The following is a 13,514-nucleotide window of genomic DNA, read 5'->3' on the forward strand; positions in this document are numbered from 1 at the left end:
AATTAGTAAATCATTAGTAAGTCGCTAGCAAATTACTAGCAAAAAAGTGAATCCGCCATCACTCAATGACTAAGGTCTTACCCTAGTTGAGCATTTTTTGGTTTACCTGATAACCGTCTTCGGTAAGAATGCTTGTTGAACCCTCTTTTGTGCTGCATATTAAGCCGACTTATCTTGCGATTTTTATAGGAACCATCATGAGCCAAACAGCAAAAGTTTTATTGATCAACGGTCCTAATCTCAATCTATTAGGCCGTCGCGAACCCGGACATTATGGTCACCAAACACTCAGCACTATTGTGGATGAATTAACTCGCAATGCGACTCAGGCAGGCGTTACGCTTGAACATATTCAGTCCAATGCCGAGTATCAATTGATTGATGCAATTCATGCTACCGACGCTCAATTTATTATTATCAATCCAGCAGCCTTTACGCACACCAGTGTTGCTTTGCGTGATGCCATACTTGGGGTAGCGATTCCGTTTATTGAAGTACATTTATCTAACGTACATGCCCGCGAACCTTTTAGGCACCATTCGTACTTTTCAGATAAAGCCCTAGGAGTAATTTGTGGCCTAGGCGCACAAGGTTATGATTTTGCTCTGCAAGCGGCGATTAAGCACTTGAGCGATAAACACTAAATATCATTCTATAAAGGGATAGCCCTTGAGTAAGTTAAAAGCGGACGTGAGCATTATTTACAGTGGCATATTCAGCCAATGGGACAATCAAAGCGATGACTTGCCGCGCTTGTTGCAGGCAACGATACATGTACCTGCGATTATCGACACCGAATTTGGCTTTATCACGCGCATCAAAAAGGCTAAAAACCAAGTACTCACTTATTGTATTTACCACCCTAACATTACCGATGACGACGGTAATGTTAGCCCACCGTTTGATGATGAGATATTTATCAAAGAAAATGATTGGCGCTTTTATCTGGGTGATTGCATCTGGGCACCGATCACTAATAAGGTCGGTAACTGGCGGATGACGCTGGAGTTAAATGGCAAAATTATTGCCGACAAAACCTTTAAGGTGCATCTACCAGATTAATTGCGACGCCTAATAGTCTGTACTGCAACTTCACTAAGTTAGAATGTTTGCTATAATCCGCGCCAATAGCCACACCATTTAATGAGCCCTCATGTCCATTCAAGCTGTTTTAGCCGATGCTTTAGCCAAGCGTGCCACTTTTTTTGAGCAAGCTGCCAAAGATAATACTGATTGTTATCGGGTTTTTCACGGCACCGTGGAAGGTGAAAATGGCCTTAACATTGACCGTTACGGCGATGCATGGCTGATTCAAACTTTTCACCAAACCTTATCGGCTCAGCAACTTGAAGACATATCAAGCTTACTGACTGCTCACGCGGACTACCATATCGTTTACAACGATCGCTCTGGCAGCCATTCTCGTGTGGTCAATCATGCCGAAAATGAAGCCCAAGACTACTCGCAATCAGAACAAGTTATCCATGAAAATGGCATCGCTTTTACCTCCAAGCTACGCCATGAAGGTCAAGATCCGCTGCTATTTTTAGACATGCGTATTGGGCGTGAATATGTGCGCGCTAACAGCCAAGATATGAGTGTTCTTAACTTGTTTTCATACACTTGTGGTATTGGTACTGCTGCTGCGATGGGCGGTGCTCGTAAAGTCATGAATGTCGACTTTTCATCATTTGCATTAGCGGCGGGGCAAAAAAATGCCGAGCTAAACAATGTCACCGATGTGTGTGAATTTGTTCAAAGTGATGCGTTTCCGGCACTGCGTCAATTAGCGGGTTTGCCTATTGGCGGTCGTCGTAATCAAAAACTGCCGAAATACCCTAAACTGCGTGTGACTCAGTTCGATTTAGTGTTTTTAGATCCACCACGGTTTGCTAAAAGCGCCTTTGGTATTGTCGACTTAGTCAATGATTACCAAGGCTTATTTAAACCTGCAGTATTAACCACCAAAGTCGGCGGTAAAATTGTCTGTTGTAATAATGTCGCTAAAGTTGAGCGCCAAGCATGGTACGACAGCCTAGTCCGCTGCGTAGAAAAGCAGGGCCGTAAAGTCACCGCGACTCAGTGGTTAGATTGCCACCCAGACTTCCCCGCATTTGATGATAACCATCCGTTAAAAATTGTCGTGCTAACCATAGATTAGCTATTGATGAACCATAGATTAACTATTGATTAGCCATAGGTTTAGCTAAGCGATATGCCGCTTATATAAATCATTCAGCCACCTTCACGGTGGCTGAATTATATCTGCGAATTCACATCAGCTGATTACGACACCGGCGTGACGTTAGGGCTACCAGCGGTACTGGTGGCACTGTAACCACGGGCGTCTAACTGAACAAATGTCTTATCTAAAATCGTATCAACATATTGCCAATCACTGCGAACTTCATTTTCAGTAAATGTCAGTAATAAATAGCCGCGATCTTTCAAATTAGCGTATTTAAGATCGGCGATCAAACCGACTATTGCTGCTTCAGTTGCTGGCATTTCAGCATCAGACAAGCCTAAGTAATACTCAAGACCTGGGGATGATACCGAACTGGTGGCAAACTCTATCCCGACAATATCGCCACCACTATCGGTTAAATCGCTGGCCCATGCATTATGGGTATCACCGGCAATCACCACCAAGTTATGTTGTAACGACTTTGCCGTCGCTAAAATCACTTCGCGCTCGTAGGCGTAACCATCCCACGCATCTAAGTTGTATGGAATTGCGGGCAGCTGTAGTAATGCAATCACCTCTGGCGTCAGCTTGGCTTGATTCGCTTGTAAGTAAGCTAACTCTTCTGCGGTTAACGTTGGATCGCTAGCTTGAGCACGGCCCGCTAGCTGAGCTAATCCGGCAAGCTCAGCAAACTGCGGAATACTCATTTGCTGAGTCGCAATAGCAGCAGGCATTAACATTTTGCCCATTAACACTTGTTGACCTAATACTTGCCACTTAGCAGTAGACTGCAACAAAGTTTGTTGTAACCACAATAGTTGAGTCTGGCCTAACAGGGTGCGGTTAGTATCGGTTACATCCGCGAGAAATGTGCTGCTGTTAAATGCACCTGTGGTCGCATCAATATATTGGCTATATTCTAATTGTTTATCGCGAGCCAATACCCGAGTATCGAGCATGTGCAAATCAACCAAGTTACCGTAATTAAAGCTTCTGTAAATTTCTTCATGATTACCTTCACTCCATGGACGAATTGGCAGCCATTCAAAGTACGCCTGTAGTGCGGCTTGTTTGCGTTGATCAAAATCACCTTCACCATCATTATGATTTTCAGCACCGTCTTTCCAGGTATCATTGGCCACTTCATGGTCATCCCACACGGTAATAAATGGTACTTTGGCATGTAGCTTTTGTAAGCTCGCATCACTACGATATTGACTGTAACGGGTGCGGTAGTCGTCTAATAAAAATAATTCACCGGCTGGCAACACTTCACGCCCAAGCTCGACAGCATGTTCACTGGCGTATTCACCACGAGCATACTCATATAAATAATCGCCTAAGTGCACTACAGCGTCCAAATCATTTTGCTGTGCAGCCATTTCATACACATTAAAATAACCAGCAGGGAAATTAGCGCATGACATTACCGCCAACTTAACTGACGCTACGCTACCTTCAGGTAATGTACGTGTTTGCCCCATTTCCGATACCGTTTCACCCGCTTTAAAACGATAGTAATACTGCTGACCCGCTTCAAGTCCGACAGCGTCAACTTTAACGGTATAGTCACGGTTTTTATTCGTCACCGTTTGGCCGTTTGTGACTACTTGACTAAAGTTGCTGTCAGTGGCGACTTCCCATGACACAGTAATATCACCTTCAACATCAGGCGTAACGCGAGTCCATAAAATCACCGCATCTGCAGCAGGGTCGCCACTGGCAACACCTTGTAAAAATTGACCCGATACGACATCGTCATCATCACTGCTACAGCCCATTAATCCATAAGACACCACTACTGCCCCAGCACCTTTAGCTGACATAGCCAAAAAGTCACGACGAGTTACAAACCGTTTCATAGCCTATCCTTATTTTTTATCGTTCGCATATTATGTGGCGATGCTTAGCACTGCCTAAGAGGTCTAATGAGTGGCTATTGTGAGAGCTAATGATGACATAAAGGTGACAGAAGAATGACAAGCTAATCATATTGATACCAAAGTAAGGCTAAGGTTTACAACCATCGGATAGTGATTTTTAGACAGTGATTGTTAAATAATAACACAACAACAAAAATTAAATTGCGCACAATGTAGTTGCAAATTATTGTCGGCTTAGTTATAGTAAACACAATTAGATTGTGCACAACTTAAATTAACTAACTTTTACACGAGGTTTACTATGAAAGCACTATATACCACTTCAGCAACAGCATTAGCAGGCCGTAATGGCCAAGTTTCTACCGACGATAAAAAAGTAGATTTACAATTAAGTTACCCAAAAGAAATGGGTGGCAGTGGTGAGTTTACTAATCCAGAACAGTTATTTGCTGCCGGTTATGCCGCATGTTTTTCTAACGCGATTCTGCATGTAGCCAGCCAAAGTAAAGTCGCTATCAAGGCAGCTCCAACTACAGCAACTGTCGGTATCGGTGCCAATGACAATGGTGGTTTTGCATTAACAGTAGCGCTAGCAGTTGAACTTGAACTCGACCAAGCAGAAGCTGAACAGTTAGTGAAAACAGCCCACCAAGTTTGCCCATATTCAAACGCAGTACGTGGCAACATCGATGTAAAATTAACCGTAAACGGTCAAGCGATTTAAGCTTTTTGTAAACCAGTTTTACTGACTTACAAACAAAAAACCAAGACATCTGTCTTGGTTTTTTTGTGCTTGTTGTCAAAGGTCATCATCCTGGTGAACAACGACAGTTTAATGAACCATCAACACTTAATCAGGCTCTTTTTTTAACATATCTAATTTGGCTAAATAGTGCTTTTTACTGTCTGGCATATCAGTTAGTTCAATCGCTTTTTTTAATATTTCCTGAGCCTTTTTTGTATTACCTAGACCCAATTGAGCTCTGGCTAGCGCAAAATAAGCCGGATGGAAATAAGGCGCGTTATCGATAAACTTTTCTAAGAAGATGACGGTGGTTTTATAGTCTTTGAATTCCAATGCCTCAATACCCAAACTGTAGTAGCTGTATGGGTTACTCGACTCAAGCGACAACAAGTATTGGTCGATCTTTTTTGCTTCAGCAGTTCTGCTTTGTAATTCCAGTAATAAGCGGTAATTACTTAATACTGCCAAGGAATTCGGCTTAATATCAAGGGCATATAGGTAGAGTTTTTCGGCTGTCTGTTCGTCACCTAAACGGCGATGAGTAATGGCCATCATATTAATCAAAGCATCATAATCTGGCGCTAGCTTTAGCCCTTGCTCAAGTAAGATAAAAGCAAATTCATACTGCTTTTCTAGCATGGCATCGGCCGCTAAATTACGATAAAACATCGCTAAAAATTTAGATTCTGAGACGATTTCACCGGTGCGATCAAAACGATCTGGAAAATAATCAATCACAGTAGCAATACCGCCACTAAGAAAATGCCCACTCGGTTTTTCATCATACAAAAATGTGCGTACATGGTCTGATGTGACAAGAATATCGGAGGTGATATTGGTCAATATTGGCGCGGCATGAACCACTTGAAATACCGGATATACATTCAATTCTTTTGCGACTGAATAGGTCAGCAATGCCAATGCCATACAATTGCCAGACTGATTACTCCATGACTCAGTACTGGTATAATTTTTCCCTTCATAATTGAAATTAGTCATTTTATGGTTAATAAACTCAGACACTTTTAAGCGATTGGGCAGTGCTTTAATGTTATCTCTGGCGGTAAACCCAGCTAATTCTTGTCGCTGTATTTCGGAGAGATAAGTCAGACTGGCAATCTCAGGCACATTTTCGGCAGAAGTGGAATGAATCAGAGCTTGATTAAACTGCGGTAAATGGTAAGCGTTTTGGCTATTTTCTGAATTGGCAGAGCAAGCACTAAGTAAAACAGTGCATAGTAATAAGACAAGGTTCGGGTGGCATAAACGATTAACGCTCAGCATAGGCATTGGCAACATTCCGTGTAGTCATTGATTAACTTAATATGAATCAATTAATTCAACATTACAAGGCAACCCAAATAGCCACTACCCATGTTAGAGAGCACCCGTGCCCACTTTATGAATATCAATGAACACAGGTTTGTTATTACACAAAAAAACGCTCACTAGTTGTGAACGCTTAATCATATTTGTGGATGTTATCGTTACCGTTATTATGGAAACTTATTGTTTCACGCTCATTAAAATATTTAAGGCGCGTAAACGATGTTCACTGTCATATAAATCATTGGTAAACATAAGCTCATCAACGCCTAGCTGTTGGACAATCACTTCAAGTCGATGTTTAATCGTTGCTGGTCCGCCACAAACCGACAAACTTAAAAAGTTATCGACGTAGCTTTTCTCTTGCTCGCTCCACAACCCATCCATACTATCGACAGGCGGTTTAAGCCACATTTCATTGCCACGAATTAACGCCAAAATACGTTGTTTCGAGCTAGTACTAAGGTGCTCTGCTTCAGCATCTGTTGGGGCGGCGACCAAAGGTAATCCCAACATAACATAAGGCTTGCTCAATACCGCCGAAGGGATAAATTCACGTCGATAAAGCGCTACTGCATCATGTAAAAAACGCGGCGCAAAGTGGCCTGCAAATACATACGGCAATCCACGTTTAGCAGCCAACTGAGCGCTAAACAAACTTGAACCTAATAACCAAATGGGCACATTAGTGTCTTCGCCCGGAATCGCTCTCACTTGGGCGGAGGCAGCTTGCTGACGCTGCGCTCGCGGACCTAATAATGATTGCAGTTCGCTCACTTCTTCTGGGAAATGCTCTGCTCGGCTATCATCACGATTCAATGCGCGACTCGTCACTTGGTCGCTACCGGGTGCGCGACCTAAGCCTAAATCGATACGGTTGGGATACAGGCTGGCCAAGGTGCCAAACTGCTCTGCAACCACTAAGGGGGCATGATTAGGTAACATGATCCCGCCAGCGCCAACACGAATACGTTGAGTTCCACCTGCAATATAGCCAATTAATATCGAGGTTGCCGAACATATAATGCCTGGCATATTGTGATGTTCAGCCAACCAAAAACGATTAATACCAACATTTTCGGCATGTTGGGCATAACGCAGGCTACCTTGTAACGTTTCAGTGACGTTGGCATCTTCGCGCATCGGAGCGAGTTCGAGTAATGAAAAAGGAATATCTGCCAATATTGACATCATGGCTCCTTATTTAAGGTAAGAATTGATGGCATCCGCTGAAAACCACGCTATAACGCTAGCAAAAAAGTTATCAACAGATGATGGTCTAAAAGGCTTGTAGCATGTCGGGAGTAAACTCATCAGCATCAACAGAAATACCAGCCGCATCAATGCATTTCTGTAGTTTATCTAACTCATTATTGACGTTTGAAATAGTTAAGGTGTTGTTATCTAACTCATACACTAGCGCTAAGCTTTGATAATAAAAACTGAGGATGACTAATGCATCACGGTTATTGTCTTTGGCGGCTAGTTGAATCGATTTAAGCTTGCGGTAAATTTTGTTCTGCAACTGTTTCAGTTGCCACACATAATACACTTCATAAAATTTCGGTTTTGAACGCAGGTTACGTATTAAAAATACGCACACCATTAACGCCAAAATCACCCCAGTAAAATTAAGATGAAAATTGCCAGTAGCCTCTGCACCGGGTAATGGCTTAACGCCAAAAAAATAGATCATCAACTGACCCAATATTACTGACAAAATAGCCAGCGTTGCCACTAAACCTATCTGCACTTGATTATTAACCGAACGATACTGGCTTTTATTAATGTTAACTAACTTCATCACGCCGCTCACATCACTTATTTATCTATAGCTTAACGTGTTAGAGCGATTTATAGAATGAAATATTAACGCTTATTAAGTGTGATTTAATCTAAAGTTATCGGATGTAATGTTATTGGATGTAAGTTAGCGAGTAACAAGGAGCGACCAAGATCGCCCCCCAAACATTCATATTTCAAATAGGCAATGCTCTATTGTAAGCAAAATGTTAGTTACGGCCAGCCATCACGCCACCATCTACATCCCATACCGCGCCAGTCACCCAAGCGGCTTTATCTGATAACAAAAATACTATGCTATTTGCTACATCGGTCGGACTACCTACTCGGCCAATGGGATGGAATGGATTGAAACTGTCGAGCACACTAGCCATATCTTGCGGTTCGATAAAAGCTTGATAAATTGGCGTGCTAACAACAGCTGGCGATACCGCATTAACACGAATATTATGATCCGCTAGTTCCATTGCCATGTGCTGAGTTAACGCATGTAATCCTGCTTTGGCCATAGAATATGCGCTTGACGGTGTGGCTTTAATGGCTTGTTTAGCCCACATAGAACCAATGTTCACTATGCTACCGCCATGATGTTTAATCATGTTTCTGGCTACCGCTTGTGAAATCACAAAAATGGCTTTGTTAAGCTCCATGTAAATATCGTAATCACTCATTTGATGATCTAAAAACGGCTTAGGATTAAAATAGCCTGCAGCATTCACTAAATGATCGATTTTATGATCCATGGAATTGATCATATTGATCAAACGGCTGAGATCTTGCGGGTCATATAAATTGGCTTGAAACCCACTGACACTCCCCAACGAAGACAGTTGCGCCACTGCAGCATTGAGTTTATCGGTTTTATTGCCAACGATAATGGTATCAACACCTTGCGACACGAGTTGCTTGGCGGTTTCAAAACCGATACCGCTTGTGCCGCCAATAATCAGCGCTGTTGTTTGAGTTGAATTCGTCATTTGAGCACACCTAATAAAAGAGTAAGTGTGTTAAGCTTATTGGCAAACTATCCAATTGAATAGTAAGTACAATTAAGTCCTATAGGTACTTTTAGGTACATATTAATGAATACAAAAGAAAAATTATTTCTGCGAAAGTCTGCCCCAGAAAAAAGTGCCCGTATGGTCGAAACCATTTACGGCTGTAAATGGTCATTAACTGTGTATCAGCTATTAGCCAATAACATTAACCGTCCCGGTGAAATGGTAAAATCAGTTGAAGGGCTCAGCACCAAAGTGCTCAATCAATGTTTGAAAAAAAACATCGAATTTGGCATTTTGAATAAAATTAATTACCCTGAAATTCCACCGAGAGTAGAATACCAAGTGACCGAATTTGGGCAAAAATTTATGCGCATATTAGATGATATTGAAAAGCTGCAACACGAAATTGATGCTTAGCCCGCAGGCTAAGCAATCGTTCAGCTCATAACACATTCACTCAAATTAAGTTGCTGATGGCTCATTAGATCCACTCGCCGTATTCAACCACACAAACTCAGGTAATGCGTTTAAGTCTAGGCAATCTCCTCGTTGGGCAATCGCACTATTTTTCGGTTTATTGGCACTGTCTTGATTAAGCGCTTCAATCAATACTTGCTGTGCTTCTAGCTCACCATGCACCAATATTACCGCGGGTGATTGCTCAAAATGGCGATACCAAGACAATAACTCGGCTTGGTCAGCATGGGCTGATAACCCACCGACAGTATGAATACTGGCAGCCACTTTAATACTTTGTCCATGAATCGTCAGCTCTTCAGCGCCGTCGACTAATATTCGTCCTGGCGTTCCCATTGCCTGAAAACCACAAATAATAATATCGGCTTCTTTACGCCATAGGTTATGCACAAAATGATTGCGAATTCGGCCGCCATTACACATACCACTACCAGCAATAATGATTAATCCTTGATGAATATCGTTCAGCTCTATCGACTCTTCAGTGCTACACACAAATTCAGCACTGGATAACAACGGATGTTTGCCTGGCGATAAGCGGGTAAAACGCTTAAAGTCATCGTCCATCAACGGATAATTGTTAACATATACCTCGGTTGCTTTTATCGCCATTGGGCTGTCTAAACAAATACGCCAACGTGATAAGTCCCACTCTTTAGCATATAAATGAAATAGATAAAGAAGCTCTTGAGCACGTCCCACTGAAAATGCCGGGATCAAAATATTCCCCCTACTTTCATGAATAGTTCGTTTGAAAATTGATTTCAGTTCAACCAAGGTATCTTGCCAACTGCGGTGTAATCTATCACCGTAAGTACTTTCCATTAGCACTAAATCAGCTTGTTCAATAAACGTTGGATCATCCAAAACGGGCATACCTGCACGACCTAAATCACCACTAAAAACCAGTTTTTTCTGTTCCGGTTTATCGCCTAACCACAACTCCACCACCGCAGAACCCAGAATATGTCCCGCATCGGACAAGCAAACCTCTACCCCATCGGCAACCTGCACTCGCTGGCCATAATCTACCATCACAAACTGCGCCATTACTTGATCGACATCTTTCTCGGTAAATAGCGGTTCAAGCAGTTCTAAATCATGTTTTGCACGTTTTTTATTTTGCCTGTCGGTATCTCTTTCTTGCAGCATGGCTGCATCACGCAACATGACATCACATAACTGTGCGGTGGCTTTTTGAGTATAAATGGGTCCAGTAAACCCCTGATTAATCAAATAAGGCAAACGGCCGGAATGATCAATATGGGCATGGCTTAATACCACTGCATGGATTTGTGTGGCGTCGAATGGAAAAGGATCGTGATTACGTAACGCGTCAGCTTTACTCCCTTGAATTAATCCACAATCAAGCAGCACTTGCTGCCCTTTGACTGTGAGTAAATGGCAAGATCCAGTGACCTCTTGAGTTGCGCCGTGAAACTGTAAAGTCATGTCCATAATGTCGCCCCCGATAAAATCGATAACAGTGCTAAATTAAGCGTATGCCATTGGTAAAATAAAGTCGCGATCTACATCAAGTAAACGCTCAAAAAACACGCTATTTCAAAGGCAAATAAAAAACCACATTAAGTGCATAAGTAACCACCAAGTAACATTTACTTACAATTATTAACTGCGGTACAACTCAGTATTAACACTCGATTTTACTAAGTCATTGAACAACGAATTTTATGAGATATATCGCCTTTTTTGAGCACATTTCACTTTGTGAGTCACTCATAGGTTTGATATTCTCCGTCGCCTCAATGGAAAGATATATTAACGGACTAAGCTGTGCTTACTCAAACAACAAGACAAGAGATTAAAATGAACAGAACATTAATTGCAGCATTAATTTCAACAATTCTTATTGCACCTGCAGCGTCAGCAATCGAAGTTTATAAAGATGATGTTAATGCGGTTAAAATTGGCGGCTTTATCGATGCGCGCGTGATCAATACTCAAGGTGAAACAGAAGTTGTTAACGGTGCTTCACGGATTAATTTTGGTTTTAGTCGTCAACTACAAAATGACTGGAAAGCTTACGCCTTGCTTGAATGGGGTGTAAATCCAGTAGGTAGCACAGATATTGTTTACAATAATCGCTTTGAATCAATTCAAGACGAGTTTTTCTATAATCGTCTTGGTTATGCCGGTTTATCACATGACAAATACGGTAGCATCACAATTGGCAAGCAATGGGGTGCTTGGTATGACGTGGTGTACAGCACAAACTATGGCTTTGTATGGGACGGAAACACTGCGGGTGTTTACACTTACAACAAAGATGACGGCGCGGTAAATGGTGTCGGTCGTGGTGACAAAACAGTTCAATATCGTAACAGCTTTGGCGACGTAAGTTTTGCCGTGCAAGCCCAACTTAAAAACAGTGCTTTCTATACTTGTGATGTAGAAAATATCACTCAAGATGCCTGTGAAGAGTTATGGGCAGCAAGTTCAACGTCGGCACAGCAAGTTGAGTATAACTATACCTATGGTGGTGCTGTCACTTACCAAGCCACTGATAAGCTAGTGCTAACTGCCGGTGTTAACCGTGGTGAGTTTGATGTGACCTTTGGTAACGGTGGAACATCCACTGCTGTTGATCTTATTTACGGCATGGGTATCACTTGGGGCAACTTTGAGCAGAATGGTTTTTATGCTGCTGCCAACGTAAACAAAAACGAAAATCATGACACCGACAATATCGGTCGTTTAATTAACGACGCTGTGGGTATTGAATCATTGTTCTCGTACAAGTTCGATAACAACATTCGTACTTTTATTTCGTACAACATTCTTGATGCTGGATCTAACTACGTGATCCAACCTAACTACAATGCCGATCAAGATGACGTTTTTAAACGTCAGTTTTTCGTAGTAGGTTTACATTATGTATTTGACCCAGATACTGTTTTATATGTTGAAGCTCGCCGTGATTACAGCGATTTCACCAGTGCAGACAAAGCACAACAAGCCAGAATGGAACTGTCTGAAGATGACGGCATTGCCATTGGTATTCGTTTCACACTTTAATGTGACTACTGTGGTTTAACACAGATCAAAAAAGGTTCGACAGTGATGTCGAACCTTTTTTATTGCGTTGTTTTAAGCTAGTTCTTAATAGTAAGTGCTTAATAGTAAGTGCTTAATAGCTATTACTTACTCGCTAATGTTTAATAGCGAGTGTGTAAATAGCACAGCATATTTAAGCAACAGGTTTCTCGTCAACAATGGTCACTTTCTCAACAATAATCGGCTCACGCGGTACATCTTCATGGCCTGCCATCGTCGTTGTTTTAACTCGCTCCATTTGCTGAATAACATCCATACCGGCGGTCACTTTGGCAAACACCGCATAACCCCAACCCGCATTGGTCATTGCTGCGTGGTCTAGAAAATCATTGTCGGCGACATTAATAAAAAATTGCCCAGTAGCTGAATGCGGCGAATCTGTTCGAGCCATCGCCAAAGTACCCAACACGTTGTTCAAACCTTTATTGGCTTCATTGGCAATAGGGTCACGAGTAGGTTTTTCTTTCATTTTGGCGGTTAAGCCACCGCCCTGCACCATAAAACCTTTAATAACCCGATGAAAAATAGTGCCGTCATAAAAACCGTCTTGGCAGTATTTTAAAAAGTTTTTTGAAGAAACCGGCGCACGTTCCATTTCAAGCTCTACGGTAAAATCGCCAAGGTTGGTGCTAAAGATAATCATATACAGCCATGTTCCAAAAATGAGAATAGCCGCCATTATATTATATAGAACCGTAGGCGGCTATCGCGCTTATTGTTGAATGAAATTCTATCCTTTAAACACTTTCCACTTATTGCGCTGGTTGATTAAATAAATCCATCGCGGTGCGTGTCATAGCCCTAACCCCAGTGCGAATGATTAACGGCATAGATAACCGGGTGCAAACTGACTTGAATGTAAACGTTCAAGTTTATTGCGCTGGTTGATTAAATAAATCCATCGCGGATTTTGTCATAGCCCTAACCCCAGTGCGAATGGTTAACGGCATAGATAACCGGGTGCAAACTGACTTGAATGTAAACGTTCAAGTTTATTGCGCTGGTTGATTAAATAA

13 protein-coding genes are annotated in these 13,514 nt (G+C 42.0%); 6 read left to right on the forward strand and 7 right to left on the reverse strand.

What is annotated here, in order from left to right; genetic code table 11:
* Nucleotides 1-197: 197 nt before the first annotated feature.
* The 3 genes from aroQ to AAEY98_RS12860 all read left to right on the forward strand — a co-directional run bounded on the left by aroQ (nt 198) and on the right by AAEY98_RS12860 (nt 2,161).
* Nucleotides 198-644: a type II 3-dehydroquinate dehydratase gene (aroQ, locus tag AAEY98_RS12850; protein WP_182744972.1), complete on the forward strand. Its 447-nt coding sequence runs from the start codon at nt 198-200 to the stop codon at nt 642-644.
* A gap of 25 nt (nt 645-669) precedes the next feature.
* Nucleotides 670-1,062, forward strand: a complete 393-nt coding sequence (locus AAEY98_RS12855) for a DUF3859 domain-containing protein (protein WP_351017400.1) — start codon at nt 670-672, stop codon at nt 1,060-1,062.
* A gap of 91 nt (nt 1,063-1,153) precedes the next feature.
* A complete protein-coding gene (locus AAEY98_RS12860) occupies nt 1,154-2,161 on the forward strand; it encodes a class I SAM-dependent rRNA methyltransferase (RefSeq protein WP_351017403.1) in 1,008 nt (335 codons plus the stop codon).
* 125 nt (nt 2,162-2,286) lie between these two features.
* Here the strand turns inward: AAEY98_RS12860 and AAEY98_RS12865 are convergent, their stop codons facing one another.
* A complete protein-coding gene (locus tag AAEY98_RS12865) occupies nt 2,287-4,050 on the reverse strand; it encodes an alkaline phosphatase D family protein (RefSeq protein WP_351017406.1) in 1,764 nt (587 codons plus the stop codon).
* 322 nt (nt 4,051-4,372) lie between these two features.
* Between AAEY98_RS12865 and ohr the strand changes: the two genes are divergently transcribed.
* Nucleotides 4,373-4,795: an organic hydroperoxide reductase Ohr gene (gene ohr, locus AAEY98_RS12870; protein ID WP_101085075.1), complete on the forward strand. Its 423-nt coding sequence runs from the start codon at nt 4,373-4,375 to the stop codon at nt 4,793-4,795.
* A gap of 126 nt (nt 4,796-4,921) precedes the next feature.
* Here ohr and AAEY98_RS12875 read toward each other — a convergent pair whose 3' ends face one another.
* The 4 genes from AAEY98_RS12875 to AAEY98_RS12890 all read right to left on the reverse strand — a co-directional run bounded on the left by AAEY98_RS12875 (nt 4,922) and on the right by AAEY98_RS12890 (nt 8,922).
* A complete protein-coding gene (locus tag AAEY98_RS12875) occupies nt 4,922-6,106 on the reverse strand; it encodes a tetratricopeptide repeat protein (RefSeq protein WP_351017409.1) in 1,185 nt (394 codons plus the stop codon).
* A 216-nt stretch (nt 6,107-6,322) separates the two neighbouring features.
* The gene (locus tag AAEY98_RS12880) at nt 6,323-7,333 is read right to left on the reverse strand and encodes an LLM class flavin-dependent oxidoreductase (protein ID WP_350997690.1); all 1,011 of its coding nucleotides are present in this window, start codon (nt 7,331-7,333) and stop codon (nt 6,323-6,325) included.
* A gap of 88 nt (nt 7,334-7,421) precedes the next feature.
* Entirely contained in the window at nt 7,422-7,946 is a 525-nt protein-coding gene (locus tag AAEY98_RS12885) for a DUF3087 domain-containing protein (protein WP_162023961.1), read from the reverse strand.
* A gap of 208 nt (nt 7,947-8,154) precedes the next feature.
* A complete protein-coding gene (locus AAEY98_RS12890; RefSeq protein ID WP_350979862.1) occupies nt 8,155-8,922 on the reverse strand; it encodes an SDR family NAD(P)-dependent oxidoreductase in 768 nt (255 codons plus the stop codon).
* 105 nt (nt 8,923-9,027) lie between these two features.
* On the opposite strand from AAEY98_RS12890, the gene AAEY98_RS12895 reads away from it, so the two are divergent.
* Nucleotides 9,028-9,363, forward strand: coding sequence for a winged helix-turn-helix transcriptional regulator (locus AAEY98_RS12895; protein ID WP_011639018.1), 336 nt, complete (start codon nt 9,028-9,030; stop codon nt 9,361-9,363).
* Nucleotides 9,364-9,408: 45 nt separating this feature from the next.
* Here the strand turns inward: AAEY98_RS12895 and AAEY98_RS12900 are convergent, their stop codons facing one another.
* On the reverse strand, nt 9,409-10,881 hold the full coding sequence (locus tag AAEY98_RS12900; protein WP_351017411.1) for an MBL fold metallo-hydrolase RNA specificity domain-containing protein: 1,473 nt from the start codon (nt 10,879-10,881) through the stop codon (nt 9,409-9,411).
* 369 nt (nt 10,882-11,250) lie between these two features.
* Here AAEY98_RS12900 and AAEY98_RS12905 point away from each other — a divergent pair, with 369 nt between their 5' ends.
* Complete coding sequence (locus tag AAEY98_RS12905) at nt 11,251-12,459, forward strand: porin (RefSeq protein WP_101085069.1); 1,209 nt, start codon at nt 11,251-11,253, stop codon at nt 12,457-12,459.
* Nucleotides 12,460-12,631: 172 nt separating this feature from the next.
* Here AAEY98_RS12905 and AAEY98_RS12910 read toward each other — a convergent pair whose 3' ends face one another.
* On the reverse strand, nt 12,632-13,141 hold the full coding sequence (locus AAEY98_RS12910) for a peptidylprolyl isomerase (protein ID WP_162023965.1): 510 nt from the start codon (nt 13,139-13,141) through the stop codon (nt 12,632-12,634).
* Nucleotides 13,142-13,514 lie beyond the last annotated feature (373 nt).

Origin of the sequence: Shewanella sp. AC91-MNA-CIBAN-0169, assembly GCF_040310165.1 — a bacterium.
Classification (GTDB): Bacteria; Pseudomonadota; Gammaproteobacteria; order Enterobacterales; family Shewanellaceae; genus Shewanella.